Source organism: Myxococcus sp. MH1, assembly GCF_059738865.1.
In genome coordinates this window covers 8,324,432-8,348,153 of sequence record NZ_AP026947.1, presented here as the reverse complement: position 1 = coordinate 8,348,153, position 23,722 = coordinate 8,324,432, and the positions used below count along the sequence as shown (strand labels likewise).

The 23,722-nt window shown below is 70.6% G+C and carries 22 protein-coding genes; 14 read left to right on the top strand and 8 right to left on the bottom strand.

Annotated features, from left to right (window positions below):
* Window positions 1-32: 32 nt before the first annotated feature.
* Genes AC6JA9_RS32835 through AC6JA9_RS32820 form a run of 4 tightly spaced genes read right to left on the bottom strand, consistent with a single transcriptional unit; the run spans window position 33 to window position 3,308 of the window.
* Window positions 33-1,328 carry an LpqB family beta-propeller domain-containing protein gene (locus tag AC6JA9_RS32835; protein WP_223748148.1) on the bottom strand — a complete coding sequence of 432 codons (1,296 nt, stop codon included), beginning with the start codon at window positions 1,326-1,328 and terminating at the stop codon, window positions 33-35.
* Window positions 1,325-2,107 (bottom strand): TonB family protein, encoded by a 783-nt coding sequence (locus AC6JA9_RS32830; protein WP_141323752.1) that lies wholly within the window; start codon window positions 2,105-2,107, stop codon window positions 1,325-1,327. Before AC6JA9_RS32830 ends, AC6JA9_RS32835 begins: the two co-directional genes overlap by 4 nt.
* Window positions 2,108-2,110: 3 nt before the next feature.
* The gene (tolR, locus tag AC6JA9_RS32825) at window positions 2,111-2,584 is read right to left on the bottom strand and encodes a protein TolR (protein ID WP_141323753.1); all 474 of its coding nucleotides are present in this window, start codon (window positions 2,582-2,584) and stop codon (window positions 2,111-2,113) included.
* Between the two features lie 13 nt (window positions 2,585-2,597).
* Entirely contained in the window at window positions 2,598-3,308 is a 711-nt protein-coding gene (locus AC6JA9_RS32820) for a MotA/TolQ/ExbB proton channel family protein (protein WP_046715628.1), read from the bottom strand.
* 163 nt (window positions 3,309-3,471) lie between these two features.
* On the opposite strand from AC6JA9_RS32820, the gene AC6JA9_RS32815 reads away from it, so the two are divergent.
* Window positions 3,472-4,752 carry a hypothetical protein gene (locus AC6JA9_RS32815; RefSeq protein ID WP_223748150.1) on the top strand — a complete coding sequence of 427 codons (1,281 nt, stop codon included), beginning with the start codon at window positions 3,472-3,474 and terminating at the stop codon, window positions 4,750-4,752.
* A gap of 114 nt (window positions 4,753-4,866) precedes the next feature.
* Window positions 4,867-5,685 carry a glutamate racemase gene (gene murI, locus AC6JA9_RS32810; protein ID WP_223748151.1) on the top strand — a complete coding sequence of 273 codons (819 nt, stop codon included), beginning with the start codon at window positions 4,867-4,869 and terminating at the stop codon, window positions 5,683-5,685.
* Between the two features lie 31 nt (window positions 5,686-5,716).
* On the opposite strand, the gene carF is transcribed toward murI, so the two are convergent.
* A complete protein-coding gene (gene carF, locus AC6JA9_RS32805; RefSeq protein WP_141323756.1) occupies window positions 5,717-6,583 on the bottom strand; it encodes a plasmanylethanolamine desaturase in 867 nt (288 codons plus the stop codon).
* A 246-nt stretch (window positions 6,584-6,829) separates the two neighbouring features.
* Between carF and AC6JA9_RS32800 the strand changes: the two genes are divergently transcribed.
* Window positions 6,830-7,387 (top strand): RomY N-terminal domain-containing regulatory protein, encoded by a 558-nt coding sequence (locus AC6JA9_RS32800; protein WP_046715624.1) that lies wholly within the window; start codon window positions 6,830-6,832, stop codon window positions 7,385-7,387.
* An 81-nt stretch (window positions 7,388-7,468) separates the two neighbouring features.
* On the opposite strand, the gene AC6JA9_RS32795 is transcribed toward AC6JA9_RS32800, so the two are convergent.
* Window positions 7,469-8,941 carry an SLC13 family permease gene (locus AC6JA9_RS32795; protein ID WP_223781769.1) on the bottom strand — a complete coding sequence of 491 codons (1,473 nt, stop codon included), beginning with the start codon at window positions 8,939-8,941 and terminating at the stop codon, window positions 7,469-7,471.
* 122 nt (window positions 8,942-9,063) lie between these two features.
* On the opposite strand from AC6JA9_RS32795, the gene ftsE reads away from it, so the two are divergent.
* The 9 genes from ftsE (at window position 9,064) to AC6JA9_RS32750 (ending at window position 19,462) form a co-directional block, all read left to right on the top strand.
* A complete protein-coding gene (gene ftsE, locus AC6JA9_RS32790) occupies window positions 9,064-9,756 on the top strand; it encodes a cell division ATP-binding protein FtsE (protein ID WP_223748153.1) in 693 nt (230 codons plus the stop codon).
* The gene (locus AC6JA9_RS32785) at window positions 9,753-10,655 is read left to right on the top strand and encodes a cell division protein FtsX (protein WP_223748154.1); all 903 of its coding nucleotides are present in this window, start codon (window positions 9,753-9,755) and stop codon (window positions 10,653-10,655) included. Before ftsE ends, AC6JA9_RS32785 begins: the two co-directional genes overlap by 4 nt.
* A complete protein-coding gene (locus tag AC6JA9_RS32780; RefSeq protein WP_497958349.1) occupies window positions 10,652-11,776 on the top strand; it encodes a murein hydrolase activator EnvC family protein in 1,125 nt (374 codons plus the stop codon). Before AC6JA9_RS32785 ends, AC6JA9_RS32780 begins: the two co-directional genes overlap by 4 nt.
* 75 nt (window positions 11,777-11,851) lie before the next feature.
* Window positions 11,852-12,712: an alpha/beta fold hydrolase gene (locus tag AC6JA9_RS32775; RefSeq protein ID WP_497958348.1), complete on the top strand. Its 861-nt coding sequence runs from the start codon at window positions 11,852-11,854 to the stop codon at window positions 12,710-12,712.
* Window positions 12,713-12,773: 61 nt separating this feature from the next.
* On the top strand, window positions 12,774-14,147 hold the full coding sequence (locus AC6JA9_RS32770) for a S41 family peptidase (RefSeq protein ID WP_497960791.1): 1,374 nt from the start codon (window positions 12,774-12,776) through the stop codon (window positions 14,145-14,147).
* A gap of 70 nt (window positions 14,148-14,217) precedes the next feature.
* Window positions 14,218-16,101 carry a PEGA domain-containing protein gene (locus AC6JA9_RS32765; RefSeq protein ID WP_223781772.1) on the top strand — a complete coding sequence of 628 codons (1,884 nt, stop codon included), beginning with the start codon at window positions 14,218-14,220 and terminating at the stop codon, window positions 16,099-16,101.
* 2 nt (window positions 16,102-16,103) lie between these two features.
* Window positions 16,104-16,412: a hypothetical protein gene (locus tag AC6JA9_RS32760; protein ID WP_223748159.1), complete on the top strand. Its 309-nt coding sequence runs from the start codon at window positions 16,104-16,106 to the stop codon at window positions 16,410-16,412.
* A 218-nt stretch (window positions 16,413-16,630) separates the two neighbouring features.
* The gene (locus AC6JA9_RS32755; RefSeq protein ID WP_497958347.1) at window positions 16,631-17,611 is read left to right on the top strand and encodes a D-alanine--D-alanine ligase family protein; all 981 of its coding nucleotides are present in this window, start codon (window positions 16,631-16,633) and stop codon (window positions 17,609-17,611) included.
* A 327-nt stretch (window positions 17,612-17,938) separates the two neighbouring features.
* Window positions 17,939-19,462 carry a cellulose synthase family protein gene (locus AC6JA9_RS32750; protein ID WP_223748161.1) on the top strand — a complete coding sequence of 508 codons (1,524 nt, stop codon included), beginning with the start codon at window positions 17,939-17,941 and terminating at the stop codon, window positions 19,460-19,462.
* A 65-nt stretch (window positions 19,463-19,527) separates the two neighbouring features.
* Here the strand turns inward: AC6JA9_RS32750 and AC6JA9_RS32745 are convergent, their stop codons facing one another.
* Complete coding sequence (locus AC6JA9_RS32745) at window positions 19,528-20,058, bottom strand: hypothetical protein (protein WP_497958346.1); 531 nt, start codon at window positions 20,056-20,058, stop codon at window positions 19,528-19,530.
* Between the two features lie 83 nt (window positions 20,059-20,141).
* Between AC6JA9_RS32745 and AC6JA9_RS32740 the strand changes: the two genes are divergently transcribed.
* Window positions 20,142-21,230: a PEGA domain-containing protein gene (locus AC6JA9_RS32740; protein ID WP_267699836.1), complete on the top strand. Its 1,089-nt coding sequence runs from the start codon at window positions 20,142-20,144 to the stop codon at window positions 21,228-21,230.
* A gap of 55 nt (window positions 21,231-21,285) precedes the next feature.
* Here AC6JA9_RS32740 and AC6JA9_RS32735 read toward each other — a convergent pair whose 3' ends face one another.
* On the bottom strand, window positions 21,286-21,876 hold the full coding sequence (locus tag AC6JA9_RS32735) for a hypothetical protein (RefSeq protein WP_141323768.1): 591 nt from the start codon (window positions 21,874-21,876) through the stop codon (window positions 21,286-21,288).
* A gap of 53 nt (window positions 21,877-21,929) precedes the next feature.
* Between AC6JA9_RS32735 and AC6JA9_RS32730 the strand changes: the two genes are divergently transcribed.
* Window positions 21,930-23,711, top strand: a complete 1,782-nt coding sequence (locus AC6JA9_RS32730) for a M1 family aminopeptidase (RefSeq protein ID WP_223781775.1) — start codon at window positions 21,930-21,932, stop codon at window positions 23,709-23,711.
* Window positions 23,712-23,722 lie beyond the last annotated feature (11 nt).

The window sequence follows — 23,722 nt, the reverse complement described above, 5'->3', positions numbered from 1 at the left end:
AGCACGCGCCCCCTGTCAACGCTCCGCGAGTCCTACGGCTGGCTGTCCGCGAGCGGCGCCCAGTCGGGCGTCAACAGCGTGCCCTTCTCCGCCCGCAGGGGCAGCTGGTTGTTGCCGTCCGCCGTCATCACGAACAGCTGCGTGCCGCCCGCGCGCGTGGAGGAGAACAGCACCAGCCGGCCGTTGGGGGAGAACGCGGGCTCCTCGTTGTTGCCCTGGTCCTGCGTCAGGCGCGTGACCTTGCCCGTCTCGACGTGGATGGTGAACAGGTCGAACGCGTTGCGCTCGTCGCGCGCGGTGAAGACGATGAGGTCGCCGCGAGGAGACCAGTCCGGCGTCTGGTTGTAGTTGCCCTGGAAGGTGAGCCGCCGCACGCCCGAGCCGTCCGCGCCCATGATGTAGATCTGCGGACTGCCACCGCGGTTGGACACGAAGGCGATGCGCTTGCCGTCGGGAGACCAGGTGGGGCTGGTGTTCAGGCCGTAGGGCGTGTCGGTGACGGCCTTGGCGCCGGAGCCGTCCGCGTTGGCCACGTAGATTTGAGCGCTCTCACCCTCGGCCTGCGAGTACGCCAGGCGCTTGCCGTCCGGGGAGAACGCGCCGCCGGTGATCATCTGTCCGTCGGAGACCACCATGCGCGCATCGCCACCCGGGCGCTGCACCCAGAGGTCCGGCCGGTTCTTGCGGTACGACGTATAGGCCACCTGCGCGCCGTCCTGGCTCAGCGAGGGCAGGATGTTGATGCCGCCCTTGGTGAGCGTCACGGCGTTGCCGCCGTCCCAGTCCGCCACGGCGATGTCGCGGTTGTTGCCCGCCTTCTTCACGTACGTGATGCGCGACAGGAAGGGGCTGGGCTCGCGGGTGAAGTGCCGGTAGAGCGCGTCCGCCAGCCGGTGGGCCAAGAGCGACGGGTTCTTCACCGGCGCGTCCTTGGTCACCTTGAGGTCCTCGCGGCCGGTGCCCACGTTGTACAGGCGCAGCTCTCCGCGCAGCGTGCCGGCGTCGTCCGCCAGCGAGACCTTCACCAGCGCCTCGGCGCCCACGTCCGCCCAGCGGCTGAAGGTGATGGTGCCCGCGGCCATGCCCTCCTTGGGGTCGGCCGTGAAGCTCTTGCGGTCCAGCACCTGGAGGATGCCGGACGCGGTGAGGTCGAAGGTGAAGGCGGTGTCGAAGGCGTTCGCCGCGCCCTTGGCGCCCTCGTTCTGGGTGAGGGGCGCGGCCACCGCCACCGGCAGCGGGCGGAAGTTGGCGCCGGAGATTTCGATGGTCGGCGTCTGGGCGAAGGCCGCCAGCGGGACGAGGAGGAGGGAGAGGAGCAGGGCTTTCATAGGGCGTTGAACATCAGGTTGACGCCGTTCTTCTGCAGCGCGTCTCGGAGGTGGTCGGGAGGAGGCGAGAAGGGTGAGGCCTTGCGCACGGCGGCGACGACCGCCGAGTCGAACAAATCATTGCCGCTGGGCTTGGTGAGGCTCACGTCCAGCACCTCGCCCGCGCGCCCCAGCCGCAGCGCCACGAGGGCCTTGAGGTGCAGTCGCTCGGACTCCGGAATCGTGTCCGCGACGCTGTAGTTGCGGCGCACCTGCGCCTGCAGGAGGCCGAAGTAGCGCTCGCCCTCGGCGGTGGCCGAGTCGCCGTCCGGGTCGCCGTCCTCGGCGCCCTCGGGCTCCTCCTCGGACGCCTTGGCCGTCTTGTCGAACGCGCCGAACAGCCGCTTGCGCCGGTCCTCGCCGTCCTTCTCACCCTTCACCGGCGTGGGCTTCGGCGCGGACGAGGGCTCCGGCTTGACGCCGGGGATGGGCACCGCGACGGCGGCGGAGGAGGGCGCGGGCGGCGCCTCGGGCGCGGGCTTGGGCGCGTCCACCTGCTTGGGCGGCGGCGGCAGGGCTTCCTTGCGCGGCAGCAGCTTGGAGTCGCGCGGCTTGCCCTGGCGCACCAGCGTGGCGCGGATGGGCTGCGCGGTGAGGTCCACCTTGGGCCCGGCGTTGAGGTGGGCGTACAGCATCCCCGCCAACAGCAGGGCCACGTGCCCCACCACCGACGCGATGATGAACGGCGACACCCGTGAGCTCTTGCTGAGGAGCAGGCTGTGGCTCACCGCGGAATGCATGGGCTAGCGCTTCGCCTCCTTGGGCTTCTTCGAGGTCGACTGCGTGTTGGACGTCTTGGAGCCCGTGGAAGGGTCCGTGATCATCCCCACGTTATTGATGCCCGCGCGCTGGGCGGCCGCCATCACCTCCACGACCGTGCCGTAGGGCACGTCCCGGTCGGCGTGGAGGAAGACCTCCTTGTCGGCCTGCACCTTGGCGTTGGCGGCAAGCTTCGCCTCCAGCTCCTCGAGCGCAACCTCCGCGTCGCCGATGTAGACCTTCTTGCCCGCGTCGATGGAGAGCACGACCTTCTTCTCGGTCGCCTCCACCGGGGCCGCCTTGGTCTCCGGCAGGTTCACCTTCACGCCCTGCTGGATGAGGGGCGCGGTCACCATGAAGATGATGAGCAGCACCAGCATCACGTCCACCATGGGCGTGACGTTGATCTCGCTCATCGTGGTGCGGCCACCGCCGCGATTGCCTCCGCCCATGCCCATGGTCGAGGTCCGCCTACCGGAAGAAGTGACGCTTGATGATGTTGAGGAAGTCCGCGGAGAAGTTGGACATCTCCGTGTCGAACACCTTGATGCGGCTGACGAACGAGTTGTAGGCGACCACGGCCGGAATCGCCGCGAACAGGCCCGCCGCCGTGGCGAACAGCGCGTTGCCCACCGGCGCCGCCACCGTGGCCAAGGTCGCGTTGCCCTGCTCGGCAATCTGGTTGAACGCGCTCAGGATGCCGATGACCGTGCCGAACAGGCCGACGAAGGGCGACGCCGCGCCCACCGTGCCCAGGAAGGACACGCGCGCTTCCAGCTCGGTGATTTGCGACGTGGACGCCCGCATCAGCGCGCGCTCCACGTTCTCGATTCCGCCCAGCCGCTCCGCCATGGCGCCCTCGGCGCCGCCTTCCTTGGCCTGCGCCAGCTTGGTCAGCTCCTCGTAGCCCGCACAGAAGACCTTGGAGAGCGGCGAGGCGTCCAGCTTCTGGGCTGTCTGGTAGATGGCCTCCAGCCGGGAGGCCTTCCAGAAGGTGTCGAGGAAGGTGAGAGACTGTGCGCGAGCCTTGGCGAGCTGGGTGGCCTTCATCGCGATGAGGGCCCAGGAGGCCACGGAGACGCCCATCAGGAGCAGCAGCACGGCCAGCTCGATGAAGGACGCGTCGCGGATGATCTCCACGTAGTTCATGGCGCCGAGCGCCAGGGGCAGGTGGGGCGTCATGGGGTGGAGCGCGTAACACTCCGCTACAACTGGGTCAAACAAACGGGGCAAGCCCGGCTGCTTGAAGTGGATTGGCCGTGCCGGTGAATAATTCCCGGGAGGGGTCGTCCGAGGTGACTGAAACGGGCCGAACACCTCATCACCCCAAGACAGGTTGCCCCCCATGAACTCCCGACTGCTGGTTGCATTCCTCTGCCTGGCGGCGGTCTCCTCCGGCTGTATCATCCACGACGAGCCCGCCTACGAAGGTGACGTGACGTTCCGTTGGACCCTCGCGGGGCTGCGCTGCGACGAGGACCCGGATGTCCGGGGCGTGAACATCTACATCCCGGGCGAGCGCCTGGAGAACGATGGCCGCTACCCGTGCCGCGCCAATGGCTTCGACGGCATCGTCCTGCACCGCTTCCAGCCGGGCACCTACAGCTTCCAGTTGGAGGCGGTCAGCTACGTCAACGAGGTGCTGTACGAGGGCAGCGGCACCTTCCGCATCAACGGCGACCAGACGGTGGAGATCGACTTGCTGCCGCCGGGCGTCCCGCCGTCCTACGCGTACCTGGAGTGGCAGTTCCCGGGGAACGCGAGCTGCAACTCGGCCGGCGTGCGCTACGTGGACGTGCGCATCGACAACAGCGAGTGGGGCCGCTTCGACTGTGAGGCCGGCAGCAACGGCAACGCCATCAAGTCGCTGTACGTGGACCCGGGGGAGCACAACGTCATCATGGTCGCGCTCGACTCCCGGCTGCGCGCCGTCTACGAGCACAACGGCCGGCTGACCACGCACTATGGCGCGCCGACCTCGTACATCGGCTCCATGCGCTCCACCGCCACCGGCGTGACGCTGGGCTGGGAGTTCCAGGACGGGCCGAGCCGCTTCAACTGCAGCCAGGCGGGGGTGACGCACGTGGAGATCCGCATCGACGGCGGGCCGTGGGAGCGCTTCTCCTGCTCGGCGGGCAGCGCGGGGGCCACCATCACCAACACCAACCTGGGCGCGGGCAACCACGACCTGCAGCTGGTGGCGGTCGATGCCCAGAACAACCCCTGGTACTACTACACCGGTTCGTTCTCGGTGCCGTCGGGTGGCTCGGCGAACGTGCTGGCCTCGCTGTGGGTGATTGGCGGCGCGTCCATCAAGTGGGAGCTGCGCGCCGGTGGCTCCGCGCTGAGCTGCTCGCAGGCGGGCATCAACGACGTGGCCATCAACTTCCGCGACGTCTTCACCGGAGAGCTGGTGTACGGCATCGTCGGTGACGTGCACGGCTGCAACGACGCGCCGGTGGTCTTCGAGTTCCTGCGTCCGGGCCGCTACCAGGTGGAGATGTTCGCCCGGGCCAACAACGGCGTCGAGTACCGCTCGGTCGCCAACAGCGTCACCGTGGACGTGGTGGGCCACTCCTTCCCGGGCCCGAACAATGCCCTGCTGGTGTCGCTGTTCCCCAACTAGTCGAACCCACCCGTTCGCGGGGTGAACAGAAGGGCCGGGGCCAGGTGCCTCGGCCCTTCGTGCTTGCGGGGGTGGGCCCTGTCGCTGGCATCAAACGTGATAGGGACACGGGACATGCGGCAAGGCAGCCACAATCCCATCGGCGTATTCGACTCCGGCATCGGCGGGCTCACGGTCCTCAAGGCCCTGATGGCCCGCCTCCCCCACGAGAGCACGGTGTACCTGGGCGACACCGCGCGCGTGCCCTACGGCACCAAGTCCGGCGAGGTGGTGACGCGCTACTCGCTGAAGAACGCGGAGTTCCTGCTGGAGCGCGGCATCAAGCTGCTGGTGGTGGCCTGCAACACGGCCTCCGCCGCCGCGCTGCCCGCGCTGGAGGCCTCGCTGCCGGTGCCGGTGGTGGGCGTCATCCAGCCGGGCGCCTCCACGGCCCTGGCGCGCACGCGGGGCGGTGGGGTGGGCGTCATCGGCACGCCGGGCACCATCCGCTCCGGCGCCTACCAGCGGGCCCTGGAGGCCGGTGGGCCGCGGGTGCGGGTGAAGGCCCGCGCCTGTCCGCTCTTCGTGCCGCTGGCGGAGGAGGGGTGGACCACCGGGGACGTGCCGCTGCTGACGGCGCGCGAGTACCTGGGGGACTTCGCCCGGGACGGCGTGGACACGCTGGTGCTGGGCTGCACGCACTATCCGCTGCTCAAGGGCGTCATCGCGGAGGTGGTGGGCCCGGACGTCGCGCTGGTGGACTCGGCGGAGGCCACCGCACAGGCCGTCGCGGCGCTGCTGGAACAGAAGGGGCTGCTGGCGCCCGCGACGGGGGAGAAGCCGCCTTCTCACGACTACTTCGTCACCGACGTGCCCGAGCGCTTCATGGAGGTGGGGGCGCGCTTTTTGGGCCGCCCCATCACCCACGCCGAGCAGGTGGACCTGAAGTTCTGACGGCGTGGGCCCGGCTCCGGGCCCAGCGTGCTCAGGCGGAGGGGCGGGTGGTGACGGTGGCGGGCGCGGCCTCCTCCGTCGTGGTGGCCTTGGTGAGCAGCTCCTTGGCGGCCTGGACGACGGGGGGCTCGGCGGCGCCCTCGGCCTCCACGAGCGCGCGGGCGGCCTCGTCGCCGATGTCGTCCTCGCGCGGCACCAGCCCGGTGACGCGGGTGATGAGCCGCTCCATCAGCGGGAAGAAGGACACCAGGTTGAGCGGCCAGTTCAGCCAGCCCACGGTGATGCAGTAGTACTTGTTGAAGGGCGCCGTGTGGTGGATCTGGTGGTGGGCCGGCGGCAGGATGAGGTGGATGCGCTGCAGGAAGCCGATGAGGGCCGGCGGCGCGTCCATGTGCGACCACTTGTGGAACTGGTTGGTCGCCATCACCCAGAAGATCATCGCGCCCAGGAAGCTGGACACGAACACCCAGCCGGAGCTGGACAGCGGCATGCTCACCGCGGCCACGGCCACCGGCAGCGAGATGAGGCAGTTGTTGCCGTTGGTCTCCACGAAGTCGTGGCGGGTGATGGCCTTCTCGTCGACGTGGTGCTCGCGGAAGGGGCGGATGAGCGCCTTGCCGAGGATGGGCATCTCCGTGGAGCCCCACGTGTCCCCCATCCAGTGCACGAAGCCGGAGACGAAGTCCGCGGCCAGGTAGCCCAGCAGCACCGCGCCGAGCAGCAGCCACGGTCCACCGTGCGGGTTGTTGTAGAGCCGGTAGACCAGGAGGAGCTCCAGCGCCACGAAGCTGACGATGGCGCCAATCTCCATGGCGCGGATGGCGGGGGAGTAGCCCTCGGCCAGGACCTGGGCGTCCTGCAGGCGGACCTTGTTCTTGATCTCGTTCGTCTTCTTCATCCGTGGCGTCCCTGGGCCGGGGGTGTCGTGGAGCACCACACCCATAGCCTGTACGTACCCCAGCCGCTTTTGGCTTTTCAACGGACCGGAGTCTCGGGCGCACTCGAAGGCCGGGTCGCAAGGCAGGCGGGCTCCCGCCGCAGCTTTTGCGTCATGCCCGGCGGGCAGGCGCGCGGGACGGACATGCGGGGGCGAGGCTTACCTTGCGACGTGGGGAAGCGGCTGGTACGGTCCGCCCACTCGGCAATGACGAAAACCTTCGAGAAGGCCGTCACCGGCTTCAACCACAACATCAAGCACAAGGGGAAGGTCTACCACGTCCAGACCGAGGACTCGGGCGTCAACAATCCCCACATCATCACCCACCTGTTCGTGGGCGGGAACATCCTCGCGTCGAAGAAGACGTCCTACTCGGACATCCTCAACGCGGAGAGCCTGGCGGAGGTCGTCCGCGAGTTGATGGAGGAGCAGCACAAGGAGATGCTGCGAAACCTCATCAACGGCGTGTACGACAACTACGAGTCCGCCGTCCGGTCGTACCAGCCCGGTCAGCTCGCCTCCGAGGCCGACCAGGCCCAGGCGAAGCTGCAGACCGGCCAGCCGATGGCCCCCAAGCCGGTGGTGGTGCCCGTCGCGCCTGTCGCGCCCGTGTTGCCTCCGGAGGTCGCCGCCGCTCGGGCCCTCAAGGAGAAGCCGAAGATCAACGAGGTCGGCGTGGAGACCCTCTTCGGCGAGGACCTCATCTCCGAGAAGAGCCTCGACGAGGTCATCCTCAGCTACCTGGCGGGAGAGGGCGAGCAGTAGCCCCCCGCCGTTCGTCGCCCCGGTGGCCTCGTGGCCCCGGGCGCGTCGACTGTCCTCCAGTCGACACCTCCTCCCGCTTCGCTAGGGCAGCACCCACCGGACCCAGGTGGCGCCGTAGACCGTGAGCAGCAGCGCGGCGAGGACGTCCAGCAGGATGCCCGTGCGCATCATCACCGGCAGGCGCACCACGCCGCTGCCGAAGACGATGGCGTTGGGCGGCGTGCCCGCGGGCAGGGCGAAGTCGCACGAGGCCGCGAAGGTGCTCACCGCCAACAAGGGCCGCGAGGCGGGCAGCACGTTCAGCATGACGTTCGTCGTGGCGGTGTTGGAGGCGATGGCCGACAGCAGGATGGTGGCGCTGGCCACCGTGCCGTATTGGACCAGCCCCGGCAGTGACTCCAGCTCCGACAGGCGCGAGGTCATCCACGAGGCAAGCCCGCTGGCCTCGATGCCCGCCGCCAGCGCGAAGCCTCCGCCGAGCAGGAGCAGCGTGTCCCAGGGCACCCGGCGCAGCGCGGCCACCGACAGCCGGCCCAGCACCACCAGCGTCACGGCGCCCACGATGGCCACCGCGGCCTCGTAGTGCTTGCCGCCCAGCTTGAAGCCGTCGAAGGCGCGGGCCACCCCCGGCGCGAGCAGCGCGCGCAGCGGGTCGCCGAAAATCCACAGCACCGCGGCCACGAGGAAGACGACGCCCACGGTGCGCTCCCCGCGGGACATGGGGCCCAGCTGCTCGAGCTCCCGGGCGATGACGTCTCCGCCCTGGCCCGGGCCCATCCGGTCCTGCCGGGCCCATCTCCACAACACCGCCCACGCCACGGGCAGGAAGAGGAGGACGAAGGGGAGGGCGGCGACCATGTACTCGACGAAGCCCACGTCCGTGCCCAGCCGCCGCGACACCACGCCGGCGAAGACGGAGTTGGTGGGGCTGCCAATCTTGGTGCCGATGCCGCCGAGGTTGGAGCCGTAGGCCACCGCGAGCATCAGCGCCGCGCCGAAGTGCTCCAGCGGGCGGCCCTCCGACGCGCGCAGCTGGGCGAGCAGCGCCATGCCGATGGGCACCATCATCACCGCGGTGGCGGTGTTGGAAATCCAGAGCGACACGGCGGCGGTGGCCGCGAGCATGCCGAACAAGAGCCGCTGGGGGCCGGTGCCCACCGCGCGCATGATGAGCAGGGCGATTCTGCGGTGCAGGCCCCACTGCTCCATGCCGGCGCCCAGCGCCATGCCGCCCATGAAGAGGAAGATGTACGGGTCCAGGAAGGGCAGCACGGAGCGGCCCGCGGCCACCGCGACGCTGTCCGTGTCGAACACGCCGAGCACCGGGAAGAGCACCACCGGGAGCACGGCCGTCCAGGCCATGGGGACGGCCTCGGTGAACCACCAGAGGGCCATCCACGCGGCCACGGCGGCGGCGGCGGCGGGGCGGTGGTCCAGGCCGGGCAGGGTGTGCAGACCGGAGGGAACCCCGTAGATGAGGCCAGCGGCCAGGGGGCCCGCGACACGTCCCACCCACTGTCCCGTCGTCGCGCCGCGCGCGGCCTGCTCACCCATATGGCGTGGGACCGTCGCACAGGTGGTGCCGGGGGTGGGAGGGGAAAGCCGGTCCTCCCGCCGGGCGTGCGTGGGTCGCCCGCGCCCGGCCGTGGTAGGTTGGCGTCCTCCCGCGCCGCGCCATGATTCAATTCTTCCACGTCTACAAGGCGTATCCCGGCGATCCGCCGGTGCTCTCGGACATCAACCTCAGCGTGGAGAAGGGCGAGTTCCTCTTCCTCACGGGCCCCTCGGGCGCGGGCAAGACGACGCTGCTCAAGCTCATCTTCTGCGCGGAGAAGGCCACCAAGGGGCAGATTCTGGTGGGCGGCCGCAACATCGCCCGCATCCGCGAGTCCGCCGTCCCCTACCTGCGCCGCAACATCGGCGTGGTGTTCCAGGACTTCAAGCTGCTGCCGCACCGCACCGTGGAGGACAACGTGTCCTTCACGCTGGACGTGCTGGGCGTGCCGCGCGCGCAGGCGCGCGACAAGGTGCGGCGGATGCTCAAGCTGGTGGGGCTGGAGCACAAGGCGGACTCGTTCCCCCTGCGCCTGTCGGGTGGAGAGCAGCAGCGCGTGGTCATCGCGCGCGCGCTCGTGAACGACCCGACCATCCTCCTGGCGGACGAGCCCACCGGCAACCTGGACCCGGCGCTCACCGTCGAAATCATGGACCTGCTCACGCAGGTGAACATCCGGGGCACCACGGTGGTGGTGGCCACGCACGACGCCACGCTGCTCGCGCGCTACCAGAAGCGCACGGTGCGCCTGGAGCGCGGGCAGATTGTCTCCGACGAGGACGGCGTCAAGGCGGCGCGGCGGATGGTGGTATGAGCGCGCTGGCGAAGACGCGGTACTTCTGGCGCTCGGCGGCGGTGGGGCTCAAGCACTCGCCCTTCGTGCACTTCATCGCCGTGACAACCATCGCGATCGCCCTGTTCTCCGCGGGGCTGGCGCGTGGCGGCGCCCGGGTGCTCGACAACCTCCTGGCGTCCCTGGGCGGCGAGGTGGAGGTGACGGTGTACCTGGCGCCGGAGCTGGGCCAGGACGAGGCGCACGGCGTGCGCGCCCGCGTGGAGGCGCTCAGCCAGGGGCAGGTGACGCTGGTGCCGCCGGACGCGGCGCTGGCGAGGCTGCGCACCGAGCTGGGTGATTTGGGCGAGGCCTTGTCGGAGCTGCCGGAGAACCCGCTGCCCGCGGCGCTGGAGCTGCGTGTGCCGCCCGCGCAGCGCACGCCCGAGGCGCTCCAGGCCCTGGCGAAGGAGCTGCGACAGCTGCCCGGCGTGTCCGGCGTGGACTACGGTGAGCAGGCCGTGGAGCGGCTCACGGCGATTGCTCGCGCGCTGAGCTTCGGGGCGATGGTGGCCTTCGTGGTGGTGCTGGGCGCCACCGTCGTCATCGTCGCGGCCACGCTCCAGCTCGCCATCTATTCGCGGCGCGAGGAGATTGAAATCCAGAAGCTGGTCGGCGCCACGGACCGCTTCGTCAAGGCGCCCTTCCTGCTGGAGGGGCTGCTGCAGGGGCTGCTCGGCGCGGGCGTGGCGCTGTTGGGGCTGTGGGCCTTCGGCAAGCTGGTGGGGCCCACGCTGGGCTCGCTGTTCGCCTTCCTCCTGGGGCCGGGCGTGGCGGCGCCGTGGGTGGAGCCGCGCCTGGTGCTGGAGCTGGTGGGCGCGGGCTGTGGCCTGGGGCTGGGCGGCAGCTTCGTGGCGGTGGGCCGCTTCCTGCGCGTATGAGCCGCGTCCTCGTCCTCGCGCTCGGCCTGGCGCTCCTCGGCCTCCCCGCGCGCGCACAGAAGCTGGAGGAGGCGGAGCAGTCCGCGCTGCGCGAGAGGCTGGCCGCGCAGCGCGCGACGCTGGCGCTGGTGGAGGCCAAGAAGCTCACCGTGCTCGAGGGCCTGGAGCTGATGGAGGAGATGGTCGCCTTCTCGCGGCGCCGCGTGCGCGCGCTGGAGGCGGACCTGGCCGTGTTCCGCAAGCGCGTCATCCTGGCCGAGCGTGAAGAGGTGTTGCTGCGCGAGGCCCTGCGCGTGCAACTGCGCCGGCTGTCCCCGCGGCTGCGCACCCTCTACCGCGTCATGCGCCGCCGCCCGCTGGAGGTGCTGCTGTCCGCCGAGGACTTCTCCGCGCTGGTGTGGCGCGCCCGCGCGTTGGAGGCGAGCATGGCCGGAGACCTGGACCTGCTGCGCGGCGTGCAGCGCGTGGCTCACCTGCAGCGCCAGTCCACGCTGGAGCTCAAGCGGCTGCAGACCTCGCTCGCCGCGCGCGTGACGTTCCTCCAGGAGCAGGAGCGGCTGGCGCGCGCGCAGCACGAGGCGCTCGAGGAGGTGGTGGGCTCGCTCGCGGGTGAGGCGGAGCTGGCGCGCCGCGCGGTGAAGGAACTGGAGCAGGCGGACGCAGAGCTCTCCCAGGTGGTGCGCGAGCTGAAGGAGGCGCCCGCCACGCACGGCTTCGGCGCGCTCAAGGGCAAGCTGCCCTCGCCCACGCGCGGCATCGTCGAGGTGGGCTTCGGCAAGGTCGTCAACCCGCGCTTCAACACCGTCACCGTGCAGAAGGGGCTCGACATCCGCGCCGCCTCCGGCACGCCCGTCATCGCCGTGGCCGATGGCACCGTCGTCTATGCCGGCTCGCTGCGCGGCTACGGCAACCTGCTCATCCTCGACCACGGGGACGGCTACCACACCCTCATGGCCCACCTGTCGTCAGTCACCCCGGAGGTGGGCGCCCCCGTCGTCGCCGGTGAGCCGGTGGGCGAGGTGGGGGACACCGGCTCGCTCAAGGGCTCGTACCTCTACTTCGAGGTCCGCAAGGCCGGGCAGGCCGTCGACCCCGCACCCTGGCTGGCCCCGACGCCCTGACGCATTGCGGCACGCTTGAGGCGGGCTTGTTATCCTGGGTGAAGGGATTTCGGCACGAGAGGAGCGAGCAGGCGCATGGACCTCATGGGCGGAATGCAGAAGGTGATGCGACGGGTGCTGGTGGCCCGGGGTGTCCAGTCCTCGACAGTCGACGTCGGCGGACAGTCGGTGCACTTCTACTCGCTGAAGGGGCAGGGGAAGGGGCCGCCGGTGGTGCTGGTGCACGGGCTGGGCGGCTCGGCGAACGGCTTCGGGCGCACGTTCTTCGGCCTGTCGAAGCGCTTCTCGCGCGTGGTGGCGCCGGACCTGCCGGGCCATGGCTTCTCCGTGCAGTACTGCGGCGGCCAGGTGTGCGTGCGCAACCAGTTCGAGGTGCTGCGCGCCTTCGTCGAGCAGGAGGTGAAGGCGCCCGCGTACGTGGTGGGCAACTCGCTGGGCGGCGCCATGTCGGTGAACCTGGCGGCCGAGTCTCCCCAGTGGGTGCGCGCGCTGGCGCTGGTGGCCCCGGCGGGCGCGGAGCTGCCGCTGGAGGAGAGCACCGCGCTGCTCAACGCGTTCAAGGTGGGCACGCCCGCGGAGGCGCGCGCCTTCACCCGGCGCCTGTTCCATCAGGCCCCGCTGCCGGCGCTGCTCCTGGCCACCGAGCTGCGGCGCTTCTATGACACGCCCACCGTGAAGGCCCTCACCGCCGAGGCGCTCGAGTCGCGGCTGAGCCTCTCGCCGGAGGCGGTGGGCAAGCTGGCCATGCCGGTGCTGTTCCTGTGGGGCGGCAGCGAGCGGCTGTTGCCCTCGCGCTCGCTGGACTGGTTCCGCTCCCACCTGCCGGCCCACGCGCAGGTGAAGGTGGTGCAGGGCTTCGGCCACGTGCCGCAGATGGAGCGTCCGGACGAGCTGGTGTCGCACCTGGTGCGCTTCGCGGATGCGTCGGGCCTCTGAGGGCCGGGTATAGACTGGGACGCCCTTCGAGCTGTCTTCCGCGAAAGGACGTACCGTCGTGATGCGTCTCTCCCAGCCATGGCGCGCGGCGCTGGCCGCGCTCCTCCTCGTGTCCGGGCCCTCGGCCGCACAGGAGAAGAAGGACGCGGGCGGGAGCAGACCTCCGGGGAAGGCGGAGCGGGCGGAGAAGGACGACGCCACCTATCGCCAGCTGGAGACCTTCGCGCGCGTGCTCTCCTACGTGGAGAACAACTACGTGGAGCCGCCCGACCGCGAGCGGCTGGTCTACGGCGCCATCCAGGGGATGCTCGACACGCTGGACCCGCACACCGTCTTCATGCCGCCCGACGTGTTCCGGGAGATGAAGATCGACACCTCGGGCGAGTGGGGCGGACTGGGCATCGAAATCGCGCGCAAGAACGACCGCATCATCGTCGTGGCGCCCATCGACGACACGCCGGCGGCGCGCGCGGGCCTCAAGGCGGGCGACGAGCTGGTGGGCATCGACGGTGAGAGCACGCGGGGCATGGACGTGGGCCGCGCGATGCAGAAGATGCGCGGGCCCGCGGGTGGCCGCGTCCTGCTCACCATCCAGCGCCAGGGGTTCACCGCGCCGCGAGAGATCGCCATCATCCGGGACCACATCCGCATCGTGTCGGTGGAGGGCGCGCTCTACGGAGGCATCGGCCACGTCAAGGTGAAGAACTTCCAGGAGCGCACGGACCAGTACCTGCGCAAGGAGCTGGACCGGCTGCGCGGCCTCAACGGCGGCAAGGAGCTGCGCGGGCTGGTGCTGGACCTGCGCAACAACCCGGGGGGCCTGTTGGACCAGGCGGTGGCGGTGAGCGACCGCTTCCTGCCGGGCAACCTGCCCATCGTCTCCACCCGGGGGCGCGACGGGCGCAACTCCACCGAGGAGCGCAGCAAGGACCGCGACACGGAGAAGAACTACCCCGTCGTCGTGCTGGTCAACGCGGGCAGCGCCTCCGCGTCGGAAATCGTCGCCGGCGCGCTCCAGGACCACGGCCGCGCCACGCTCATCGGCACGCCGACGTTCGGCAAGGGCAGCGTGCAGACGGTCATCGAGCTGGAGGACGGCTCCGGCCTGAAGCTGACGATTGCCCGCTATTACACACCCAAGGGTCGCAGCATCCAGGAGCGCGGCATCACCCCCGACTACGTCGTCCCGGACGAGGCGGGTGGAAAGCCCGGACGCGAGGCGCCGCGCGAGAAGGACCTGCAGCGTCACTTCCGCGCGGAGGGCTCGGAGGAGGCCTCGTCCCAGCCGTCCACGCTCAAGGGCCCTCCGGAGAACCTGGTGCCCTGGGACGTCGCCGCGCCGCTGAAGGACCCGCCGCTGAAGGTCGCGCTCGAGTACCTCAACGGGCTTGCGGCCCCTGGTGGACGGCCTCCGGCGCGCGCCGAGGGTCGCTGAAGACACTGCTTCCCCCTTGCTTTTCGCCGCGACCTCCGTTTGATGGCGGGCGGACAAAGGTGAACGAGTGATGCGACCTTCGAGCAATCGCGCGATGCACGCGGCCCTCAGCGGGTGGTTGGTGGGCATGCTGGCCGTGGGCCCCGCCGCCGCGCAGTCGAGCCTCCCCCTCAGGCTGACGCCCCGAGCAGTCCCCTCCGCCTCTCCGTCCTCGGTGACGGTGGTGGCCATCCCGCTCGATGCCACGGCGCGCACGGAGGCGGCGCGGCTGGCGTACTGGGCCGAGCAGTCCGTGGCGCGCTCGGGCCGGCTGGAGCTGGTGCGTCTGTCGGAGGCGCTGGACGCGCAGGGCAGGGCCGAGCGCGAGGCGAAGGCCGCCGAGGGCACCCAGGCCATGAAGGACGGCCAGGCGGCGTACGACGAGCTGGACACACAGAAGGCGCTCGAGCGCTTCGACGTGGCCGCCAAGGCGTTCGAGGCGGGAGACCTGTCGCGCGGCTTCGGCGACTTCGTCCGCGCCCGGGTGATGAAGGCTGCCTCGCAGGTGGCCAACGGCGAGAACGCCGCCGCGCAGCTGGAGATTCGCGCGGTGCTCGCGGTGGACCCGCGGGCGCAGTTCTCGTCCAACTTCTTCCCGCCCGACGAGATGGCCTTCGTGGACAAGGAGCGCAAGGCGGCGCTCGCCGGCTCCACCGTCGCGCTGACGGTGCGCACCGAGCCCGTGCCCGCGCAGGTGTACGTGGACGGCCAGTTCCGCGGCGTGTCGCCCGTGTCGCTCCAGGGACTGACGGCGGCGGACCACTTCGTGACGGTGATGGCGCCGGGCTACGAGCTCGAGCAGCGCCGCGCCCGCGAAGGGGAGACGTCGCTCACGCTGCGGCCCTCGGCTTCGCAGCGCGCGTTGCAGGCCATCACCGAGCGCGTCGTGCGCAAGCCCGACGGTGTCGAGCGGGACATGGCCCTGCGCGAACTGGGCGCGCTGGCCGGTGTGTCCCAGGTGCTGGCGCTGCTGGTCCAGGGCGGCACGGGCACCGCGCCCGTGCAGGTGACGGGCCTGCGGCTGGACGTCACGGACGGCCACAACCTCGGCTACGCCGTGGGCTCGGTGCCCGTGGGCGAGGCCATGGCGACGGGCTCCGACACGTTCCTGTCCTCGCTGGTGGGCGCGGACACGGCGAGGCTCGCGGGCAACAAGCCAGTGACGCACTTCTCCAGCGGCGGCAGCAGCAACCGCAAGACGATGGGCTACGTGCTGATGGCCACGGGTGTCGCGCTGCTGGCGGGCGGCATCTACTTCGGCATGGAGGCCTCCTCGAAGGAGGATGACTTCCGCCGCGCGCCCCAGACGAGCCCCCGCGCCAAGGACTTCAAGGACACGGGCAAGACGTACGCGCTGGTGGCCGACATCGGCCTGGTGACGGGTCTGGTCTCCGCGGGTCTGGGCAGCTACTTCGCCTTCGCCGGTGGTGGAAGCAGCTCTTCGTCCTCCTCCTCCTCCAAGGCCGCGGCCACGCCCTCCCGTTCGCGCGCCACGCCTCCGCCGTCCAAGGCCGCGCCCTCCAAGAGCGAGTCCCTGGACATGCCGCCTCCGCCCAAGGGCACCCGGCCCGTGAGCGAGCCGCTCCCCATGCCTCCGCCCCCGTCGAAGACGACGACGCCCGCGCCGGCCAAGACGACGCCCGCGCCCCAGGCCACCGAGCCGGCTCCGGCGCCGCCCCCCGCGCGCGACACGAAGCGCTCGCGCGACGAGGACGCCGCCCAGCGCGAGGAGGAGCTCAAGAAGCGCCGCGAGGAGGTCGAGCGCCAGCGCCGTGAGCTGGAGGAGCGCCGCAAGCAGGAGGAGGCCGATGCGGAGGCCAAGCGCAAGCGCGACGAAGAGGAGAAGCGCAAGCGCGAGGAAGAAGAGAAGAAGAAGCGGCCGTCCATCGACGAAGACGATCTCCGGAATTACTAGCCATGCGACGTCCCCTTCGTTTGCTCATCCCCATGGCGGCCCTCTCCCTGGGCCTGTCCGCGTGCAGCCTCCTGGTCGACTTCGACGAGGAGGGTCAGCCCTGCGATGACCGCAACCAGTGCCTGGAGAACTACGTCTGCAAGGACGGCAGTTGCACCGCGGACGACACCCCTCGGCCCTCCGATGGTGGCACCGACGCGGGCACCACGGATGCCGGCACCGACTCTGGCACCCCGGACGCGGGTGGTGACGCCGGCCCTGTCCCGGGCCCCGGCCCCGTGGACGCGGGAACCGGTGACGGCGGCTTGTAGTCGCGGGCGCGAGGGGCGGTAGTTCCTACAGCCCCTGGCGCCCCGTGGCCGGGCTGCCGCGCCGCGTCCCCGCGGACACGCCCGCCTGGCCGCCCGCTGGTCCTCGCAACCCCGCGTCTCCACTCGGGACGCGTGGCCTGGCCGCCTGTGTCCCACCCCTCGGGGTGGGGTTGGCATCCGCCGTGCTCTGTCGTGAACCCACGGAGGGTTTCATCGACATGGGCAAGCGCGTCGGAGTGCTGATGGGCGGGTGGGGTGAGGAGCGGGAGATTTCGCTCAAGAGCGGGGAGGCCGTGGTGGCGGCGCTCGAGTCCCGCGGCCACCACGTCACCCGGATATTCGCGGGGCCGGGCCTGGACCGCGCGCTGCGGGCCGCCGAGCTGGACGTGGCCTTCATCGCGCTGCACGGGCGCATGGGCGAGGACGGCCGCGTGCAGGGCCTGCTGGAGCTGCTGGAGCTGCCGTACACGGGCTCGGGCGTCCTGGCGTCCGCGCTGGCGATGAACAAGCCCTTCGCCAAGAAGCTCTTCCGGCTGCACAACCTCCCCACGCCCCAGGGGTACCGCGTGGGCCGCGACGACGCTGCGCGCGCCCCGGAGCTGCATGGGGACCTGGGCTTCCCCTGCGTGGTGAAGCCCGCCTGTGGCGGCTCCTCGGTGGGCCTGGGCGTGGTGCGCGAGCCTCAGGAGCTCGCCCAGGCGGTGGCGCAGGCGTGCCGCTTCGGGGGCGAGGCGCTGGTGGAGCGCTTCGTGTCCGGGCGCGAGGTGACGGTGGGCATCCTCGGTGACGCGGTGCTGGGCAGCTGCGAGGTGGCCACGCCGCGCGAGGGCTTCGACTTCGAGGCCAAGTACAAGGGGGGCGCCCGCTACTTCCTGCCGCCCCGGCTGTCCGCCACGCGGGTGGCCAACGTGGAGGCGCTGGCGCTCGCCGCGTACCGCGCCCTGGGCTGCCGGGGCTACGCGCGGGTGGACCTGCTGTGCTCGGACACCGACAACGACGTGGTGCTGGAGGTCAACACGCTGCCCGGCTTCACCCCCACCAGCCTCCTGTCCAAGATTGCCGGCCACGCGGGCCTGGACTTCCCGGCGCTCGTCGAGCGCATCCTGGCGCTCGCGACGCGCGACGAGGCGGGTATCCTGGACGCGCCCGAAGTCACCCCCGCTCCCGTCGTCGACGAGCCCCGCCGCGCCGTCAGCTGAAGCGACGCCCCGACAGCCCCAGGCCGCCTGCCCGGCTCCCCAGGGCGTTCCTCCAGGCCCTCGTGACCCGCTCCGACGCGGTGGGTCACGATGGACCTGAACAGAACGTTCAAATTCGGGGAATAATTTGACACGTCCTTGACGCCTCCCTATTGTCCGGCGCGATCAGTCCCGGAAGGTCAAACCCTTGTCTTTTCGGGCACATACGGGGCGGGGGCTCAGCGGACCCAGGAGGCGGCGGTCGGCGTGAGGACGGGATTCCGGAGCCGCCGCGTATGGAAGGACCGCGGGCCACGGGGGCCGTGCGGGAGGGGCTGAGCGTCACCGATGACCACCGTCGAGATCATCTTCCTGGGCGTCTATTTCAGCGTCCTGTGCGTGCTGGCGGTCTACGGCTCGCACAGGTACCGGATGGCGTTCCTGTACTACCGGCACAAGTTCAAGCTGCCGACGCCCAAGGGCTCCCTGAAGGAGCTGCCTCGCGTCACCATCCAGCTGCCCATCTTCAACGAGATGTACGTGGTGGAGCGCCTGGTGGAGTCGGTGTGCCGCATCGACTACCCGCGCGACCTCCTGGAGATCCAGGTCCTCGACGACTCGACGGACGAGACGTGTGGCATCGCCCGGGCGTGCGTGGAGCGTCACCGCCAGAAGGGCCATGACATCGTCTACATCCACCGCGTCAACCGCGAGGGCTTCAAGGCGGGCGCGCTGGAGAACGGCCTGAAGTCCGCGCGCGGCGAGTTCGTCGCCGTGTTCGACGCCGACTTCGTGCCGAGCCCCGACTTCCTGCTGCGCACGGTGCCGTTCTTCTCCGACGCGAAGGTGGGCATGGTGCAGGTGCGCTGGGGCCACCTCAACCGTGAGTTCTCCATCCTCACGCAGGCCCAGAGCATCTTCCTGGACGGCCACTTCATCATCGAGCACACGGCGCGCAACCGCTCCGGCTGCTTCTTCAACTTCAACGGCACCGCCGGCATCTGGCGCCGGGGCACCATCGCGGACGCGGGCGGCTGGCAGCACGACACGCTGACCGAGGACCTGGACCTGAGCTACCGCGCCCAGCTCAAGGGCTGGCAGTTCGTGTTCCTCCCGGAGGTCATCTCCCCGGCCGAGGTGCCGGTGGACATGAACGCCTTCAAGAGCCAGCAGCACCGCTGGGCCAAGGGCTCCATCCAGACGGCGAAGAAGCTCTTGCCCACCATCCTCAAGAGCGACCTGCCGCTGGTGGTCAAGCGCGAGGCGTTCTTCCACCTCACCAACAACATGGCTTATCTGTTGATGGTGCTGTTGTCGGTGCTGATGCCCATCAGCATGGTGGTGCGCTTCCAGCACGGCCTGTACGGCACGCTGTTCCTGGACCTGCCCTTCTTCGTGTCCGCCACGGCGAGCGTGTGCTTCTTCTACGTGGCCGCGCAGCGCGAGCGGGGCGTGAAGGGCTGGGAGCGGGTGAAGTACCTGCCGTTCCTGATGAGCCTGGGCATCGGCCTGGCCATCAACAACGCCAAGGCCGTGGCGGAGGCGCTGCTCAACCAGCAGTCGGGCTTCGCCCGCACGCCGAAGACGGGCGCCGAGGGCAAGAAGGTCGTCGCGGTGAAGAAGGCGTACCGCGGCAGCAAGACGCTGATGCCGGTGGTGGAGCTGCTCTTCGCGGCGTACTTCACCGGGGCGCTGTGGTTCGCCATCGACGCGCGCATCTACACGTCGCTGCCCTTCATCATCCTGTTCCAGGCGGGCTTCCTGTACGTGGGCGTCTCCAGCCTGATGCAGGGGTTCGCGGGCCGCGTGAAGCTCAGCGACGCCGCTCCCGCCGTCAACGCGGCCGAGGAGCAGGCGCGCCGCGCCGCCTGAGGTCAAGCCGTGCGCGCCCCGGGAGGTCTTCCGGGGCGTGACGCGAAGCCGGGCGCCGGGGACCTTCAGGGACCCGCGTCCGGCGTCTCCCGCAGCAGCACCTGCTTGAGGCGCACCGGCGGAGGTCCGGTGCGGGAGGGCTGGCAGCCCTCGTCGATGGACGTGCTGGCCACCGCGCGCAGCGTGAGGCCCGCGTCGTCGCATGCCACCAGCTCCGTGGGGAACACGACGGGGCAGGGAGCGCCCGAGCCCGTGAAGCCCGTGGCGCGCGTCTCCCCGACGAAGCCGCCCGGTGTGCGCTGCAGGACGATGGTCGCCCCGCTCAAGTCGGCGCCCGGGGTGCCCGCATCCGTGTCCGCGAGCGCGCGCACCACGGCCAGCGTCAGCGTGCCCGCGTCCTCCTCGCCCCGGTAGCGGAACGCGGGGTTCTCCTCGTGGCGGTACTCGCCCGCCTGGCTGCTCTCACAGCCGGGCGGCACACGGATGGGCGGTGGAGGTGGGGAGCGCGTCTCCAGGGTGGGAGGCGCCTTGGCGGGGCACGCCGTGAGGCAGAGGACACTGAAGCCGAGGGCCAGCGAAGGCAGGGCGCGGTGCATGGGGCGCGGATATTGGCTGAATGGACGTGCGAGCGGGACTTCGTTTGATTCCCCTTGGACGACTCTCTAACCTTCGGACCGTCATGAGCATTCGACGCCTCGTCCTCTTTTCGCTGGTGGCCGTCCTGGCGGCACCGTCCTCCGCGCTCGCTCAGGCCGACGACCTGCTCGCTCCACTCACGCCGTCGAAGTCGGCGACGAAGAAGCCGGCCAAGCCGAAGGTGGTGAAGAAGAAGAAGGCGGAGAAGGCGACGGCGAAGAAGCCGCCGAAGGCCGCCAGGCCCGCCGCCACCGCGAAGGGCTCGAAGAAGAAGAACCTCCCGCCACCGGATGACAGCCTGCTGGCGCCCCTGGCGCCGGTGAAGACGGAGCTCGCCGTCGTCATCGCCGGGGGTGTCCGGGGCGCGCGGCTGACGCTGGATGGCCGCGACGCGGGCGCGCTGTCGGCCACGCCCATGACGGTGCCCGTGGCGCCCGGCGACCACCTGCTCGTGGTGCGCAAGGCCGGCTACGAGGACTACTCGCGCCGGTTCACCGTCAAGGAGGGCTCGACGCAGGACGTGAAGGTCTCGCTGGTGGCCACCATGGGCTTCGCGCGGGCCATCTCCGATGTGGCCGGCACCAAGGTCCTGGTGGACGACGTCGAGGTGGGCACGGTGCCCCTGAGCGACATCCTGCTCAAGCCCGGCTCGCGCGAAATCGAGTTCCGCGCGGAGGGCTTCCGCCCCGACATCCAGCGCATCAACGTGCTGGCCGGCACCAACTACGAGCTGGTGGGCAAGATGCGGCCCCTGGTGGACACCGCGGTGGCGAGCAACACGCCGCGCGAGGACGTGCCCGCCAACCCCGTGCTGGACCCGTCCTCCACGTCGCAGGGGGATGACTACAACCCGGCCCTGGCCTTCAACGAGAAGTCGCCGGACGCCGAGCTGGAGGGCTCCAGCAAGCCCTGGTACGGCCGTTGGTACGTCTGGGCCGGCGTGGGCGCCGTCGTGGCCGCGGGCACCGTGGGCGCGGTGATGGCGACGAAGGAGCCGGGCATCAAGCCCCCCAACCTCGGGACGGCCTGCAACAACGGCCCCTGCGACATCGTGCTGGGGGGCGGCATCCGCCCGGTGCGCGGCAACGGTGGCGCGCAGAAGCTGGCGCCCGTGGGCGGGCTGCGCTTCTAGCCTCCCGAAAGGCCGGGTCCCCTCGGATGGGTGGCGCGGCCCCGGAGGTTCCGTCTCACTCCCCGCGCAGGTCGTCCTCGACGGCGCGGGGCTCGGGCGCGGAGAGGACCAGGTACACGTCCGACACGCGTCCCACGCCCCAGGTGTCCAGCACGGTGGTGCGCACCTTGAAGGGCTCGGACTCCGGCAGGAACTCCGTGAGGTCCACCTCTCCCGGCTCGAAGGTGAAGGCGCGGCGCCCCACGTTGTCCACCTGCTCGTTGCCCAGGTGGACGCTCTCGGTGAAGCCCACGACGGCGCGGCGCTTCACCTGTCCCTTGGCGTCGGTCACCTCGAACAGCAGGAAGTTGTCCACGCTGATGCCGAGCGTGCCCTTCGCGTCCCCGTAGAGCCGCGCGCGCATGCCGTCGCGCTGGAGCACGGGCGTCTCGCCGAAGGTGACGACGCGGGGCGTGCGCTCGCCCTCGTCCGTGTCCACCTCCACGTCCTCGCGCACCTTGTCCAGGGTCTCCGTCTCCTGGGGCGGCGTGTCCACGACCAGGCGGACGGAGCGGGGAGTCGTCGGGGCGGCGGTGGGCGCGGGGACGTTGCGCGCGCACGCCATCCACCCCAGGGTGGCGGCCAGCAGGAGCGTTCGAGAGTGCATGTCCCGCAAGGCTAGACGAGCCGTGGTGGCCCGGGTCAATTAGCATGCGCTTCATGCGCCCAGCCCTGCTCAGCCTGCTGTCGTGGTGCCTGCTCCTCGGACAGCCGGCCCGGGCGGACATCCCTCCGGAGGTGGCGCTGAGCCTCCAGCACCTCAAGCCCGCCGAGCGCGAGCGCGCCGCGAAGGCGCTGGGCCCCCTGGAGGAACTGCCGCGCTACCGGGTGCAACTCGACGTGAACCCCGAGACGCGCGAAGCCACCGGGCGGGTGCAGGTGGAGGTGCTGGCGCGTGAGCAGCCCATCAAGGAACTCTACCTGCGGCTGACGCCCAACGCCCTGGGTGGCAAGCGGGTGGTGTTGTCCGACGCGCGGATGAACACCGCGCCCATCGTCCTGGAGCAGCCGGAGCCCACGCTGTATCGCCACCGCCTCGCGGAGCCCATGCCCGTGGGCATGGCGGTGGTGCTGGACGTCGCCGTGCGCGCGGTGGTGCCTCGGGGGGAGAAGGGCGGGGGCGGGCTGCTGGCCGGCGCCGGTGGCGGGAAGAAGGGCCCTGGAGACCATGGCGCCTTCTCCATCACGGAGGACTTCGTCAGCCTGGTGGGTGTGGTGCCCCAGGTGCCGCCGCTGGACGACAAGGGGCAGCCGTGGGCGGGGCCGCAGGGCATTGGAGATCTGGCGCTGTATGCGCCGGCGCATGTGCTCGCGTCCATCACCGTGCCGTCGGGCTGGGTGGTGCACGCCACCGGCGCGGCCATGGGCGAGGTGCCGGAGCGTGACGGCCGGGTGCGCTACGCCTTCGCCGCGGGCGCGGTGCGCGACTTCCCCATCCTCGTGTCGAAGGGCTACGCGGTGTCCACGGCCACGGTGAACGGCGTCACGGTGGAGAGCCACTACGCCGCGCGCAACCAGGACGTGGGCGAGCGCGTGCTCAAGTACGCCACGTCCGCGCTGGCGGAGTTCGAGAAGCGCCTGGGGCCCTTGCCGTACACGCACTTCCGGGTGGTGGAGGCGCCGTTGTCCGGAGGGGCGGGCGGGATGGAGTTCCCCGGCCTCATCACCGTGGCGACGTCGCTGTACCGCGGCGTGGTGGACCCGCTCGAGATGGTGGCGGGCCACGTGGATCTGGAGCAACTGAAGGAAGTGATGGAGGCGCTGGGCCCGTTGGGCGCGGGGGCACCGATGGCGCAGATGGGCGAGACGCTGGAGCGCACGCTGGAGTTCACCGTCGCGCACGAGGTGGCGCACCAGTACTTCGCGGGGCTGGTGGGCTCGGACCCCATCAACGCGCCCGTGGTGGACGAGTCCCTGGCGCAGTACGCGGCGCTGCTCTACATCGAGTGGAAGCACGGCAAGAAGGCCGCCGAGTCGATGCGCAAGGAAGCGCTGGTGGCGCCGTACCACATGTACCGGATGTCGGGCGGCGAGGACGCGCGGGCGGACCGGCCCACGGGCGCGTTCGATGGGGAGATGGAGTACGGCGCGCTGGTGTACGGCAAGGCACCGCTGCTGCACCACGCGTCGCGCAAGCTGGTGGGCGACGCGGCCTTCTTCCAGGGCCTGCGCTCCTACGTGGACACGTACCGCTTCAAGTGGACGTGCAAGGAGTGCTTCACCAAGGAACTCGCCAAGGCGAGCCCCGGCAACGGCAAGGCGCTCGAGCGGCTGCGCGTGCGCTGGTGGCAGGAGGCTCGCGGTGACGATGATTTGGGTCTGCCCAACCTGGACTCGGTGATGGACACGCTGGGGGCGGGCAGCGGCCTGGACGCGGATGCGCTGGACGCCCAGGCCAAGGAGCTGCTTGAGCAACTGCTGCCCTCACTGTTGGGACAGTGAGGGCAGGACGC

What these genes read in the sequence shown, in the direction of transcription:
- AC6JA9_RS32740 (WP_267699836.1), top strand. Translation starts at nt 20,142, where the DNA reads ATGAGCATTCGACGCCTCGTCCTCTTTTCGCTGGTGGCCGTCCTGGCG.
- AC6JA9_RS32745 (WP_497958346.1), bottom strand. Translation starts at nt 20,058, where the DNA reads ATGCACCGCGCCCTGCCTTCGCTGGCCCTCGGCTTCAGTGTCCTCTGC.
- AC6JA9_RS32775 (WP_497958348.1), top strand. Translation starts at nt 11,852, where the DNA reads ATGGACCTCATGGGCGGAATGCAGAAGGTGATGCGACGGGTGCTGGTG.
- AC6JA9_RS32835 (WP_223748148.1), bottom strand. Translation starts at nt 1,328, where the DNA reads ATGAAAGCCCTGCTCCTCTCCCTCCTCCTCGTCCCGCTGGCGGCCTTC.
- AC6JA9_RS32780 (WP_497958349.1), top strand. Translation starts at nt 10,652, where the DNA reads ATGAGCCGCGTCCTCGTCCTCGCGCTCGGCCTGGCGCTCCTCGGCCTC.
- AC6JA9_RS32765 (WP_223781772.1), top strand. Translation starts at nt 14,218, where the DNA reads ATGCGACCTTCGAGCAATCGCGCGATGCACGCGGCCCTCAGCGGGTGG.
- AC6JA9_RS32785 (WP_223748154.1), top strand. Translation starts at nt 9,753, where the DNA reads ATGAGCGCGCTGGCGAAGACGCGGTACTTCTGGCGCTCGGCGGCGGTG.
- AC6JA9_RS32815 (WP_223748150.1), top strand. Translation starts at nt 3,472, where the DNA reads ATGAACTCCCGACTGCTGGTTGCATTCCTCTGCCTGGCGGCGGTCTCC.
- AC6JA9_RS32755 (WP_497958347.1), top strand. Translation starts at nt 16,631, where the DNA reads ATGGGCAAGCGCGTCGGAGTGCTGATGGGCGGGTGGGGTGAGGAGCGG.
- tolR (WP_141323753.1), bottom strand. Translation starts at nt 2,584, where the DNA reads ATGGGCATGGGCGGAGGCAATCGCGGCGGTGGCCGCACCACGATGAGC.
- AC6JA9_RS32830 (WP_141323752.1), bottom strand. Translation starts at nt 2,107, where the DNA reads ATGCATTCCGCGGTGAGCCACAGCCTGCTCCTCAGCAAGAGCTCACGG.
- AC6JA9_RS32820 (WP_046715628.1), bottom strand. Translation starts at nt 3,308, where the DNA reads ATGACGCCCCACCTGCCCCTGGCGCTCGGCGCCATGAACTACGTGGAG.
- AC6JA9_RS32760 (WP_223748159.1), top strand. Translation starts at nt 16,104, where the DNA reads ATGCGACGTCCCCTTCGTTTGCTCATCCCCATGGCGGCCCTCTCCCTG.
- AC6JA9_RS32735 (WP_141323768.1), bottom strand. Translation starts at nt 21,876, where the DNA reads ATGCACTCTCGAACGCTCCTGCTGGCCGCCACCCTGGGGTGGATGGCG.
- AC6JA9_RS32750 (WP_223748161.1), top strand. Translation starts at nt 17,939, where the DNA reads ATGACCACCGTCGAGATCATCTTCCTGGGCGTCTATTTCAGCGTCCTG.
- murI (WP_223748151.1), top strand. Translation starts at nt 4,867, where the DNA reads ATGCGGCAAGGCAGCCACAATCCCATCGGCGTATTCGACTCCGGCATC.
- AC6JA9_RS32770 (WP_497960791.1), top strand. Translation starts at nt 12,774, where the DNA reads ATGCGTCTCTCCCAGCCATGGCGCGCGGCGCTGGCCGCGCTCCTCCTC.
- AC6JA9_RS32800 (WP_046715624.1), top strand. Translation starts at nt 6,830, where the DNA reads ATGACGAAAACCTTCGAGAAGGCCGTCACCGGCTTCAACCACAACATC.
- ftsE (WP_223748153.1), top strand. Translation starts at nt 9,064, where the DNA reads ATGATTCAATTCTTCCACGTCTACAAGGCGTATCCCGGCGATCCGCCG.
- carF (WP_141323756.1), bottom strand. Translation starts at nt 6,583, where the DNA reads ATGAAGAAGACGAACGAGATCAAGAACAAGGTCCGCCTGCAGGACGCC.
- AC6JA9_RS32730 (WP_223781775.1), top strand. Translation starts at nt 21,930, where the DNA reads ATGCGCCCAGCCCTGCTCAGCCTGCTGTCGTGGTGCCTGCTCCTCGGA.
- AC6JA9_RS32795 (WP_223781769.1), bottom strand. Translation starts at nt 8,941, where the DNA reads ATGGGTGAGCAGGCCGCGCGCGGCGCGACGACGGGACAGTGGGTGGGA.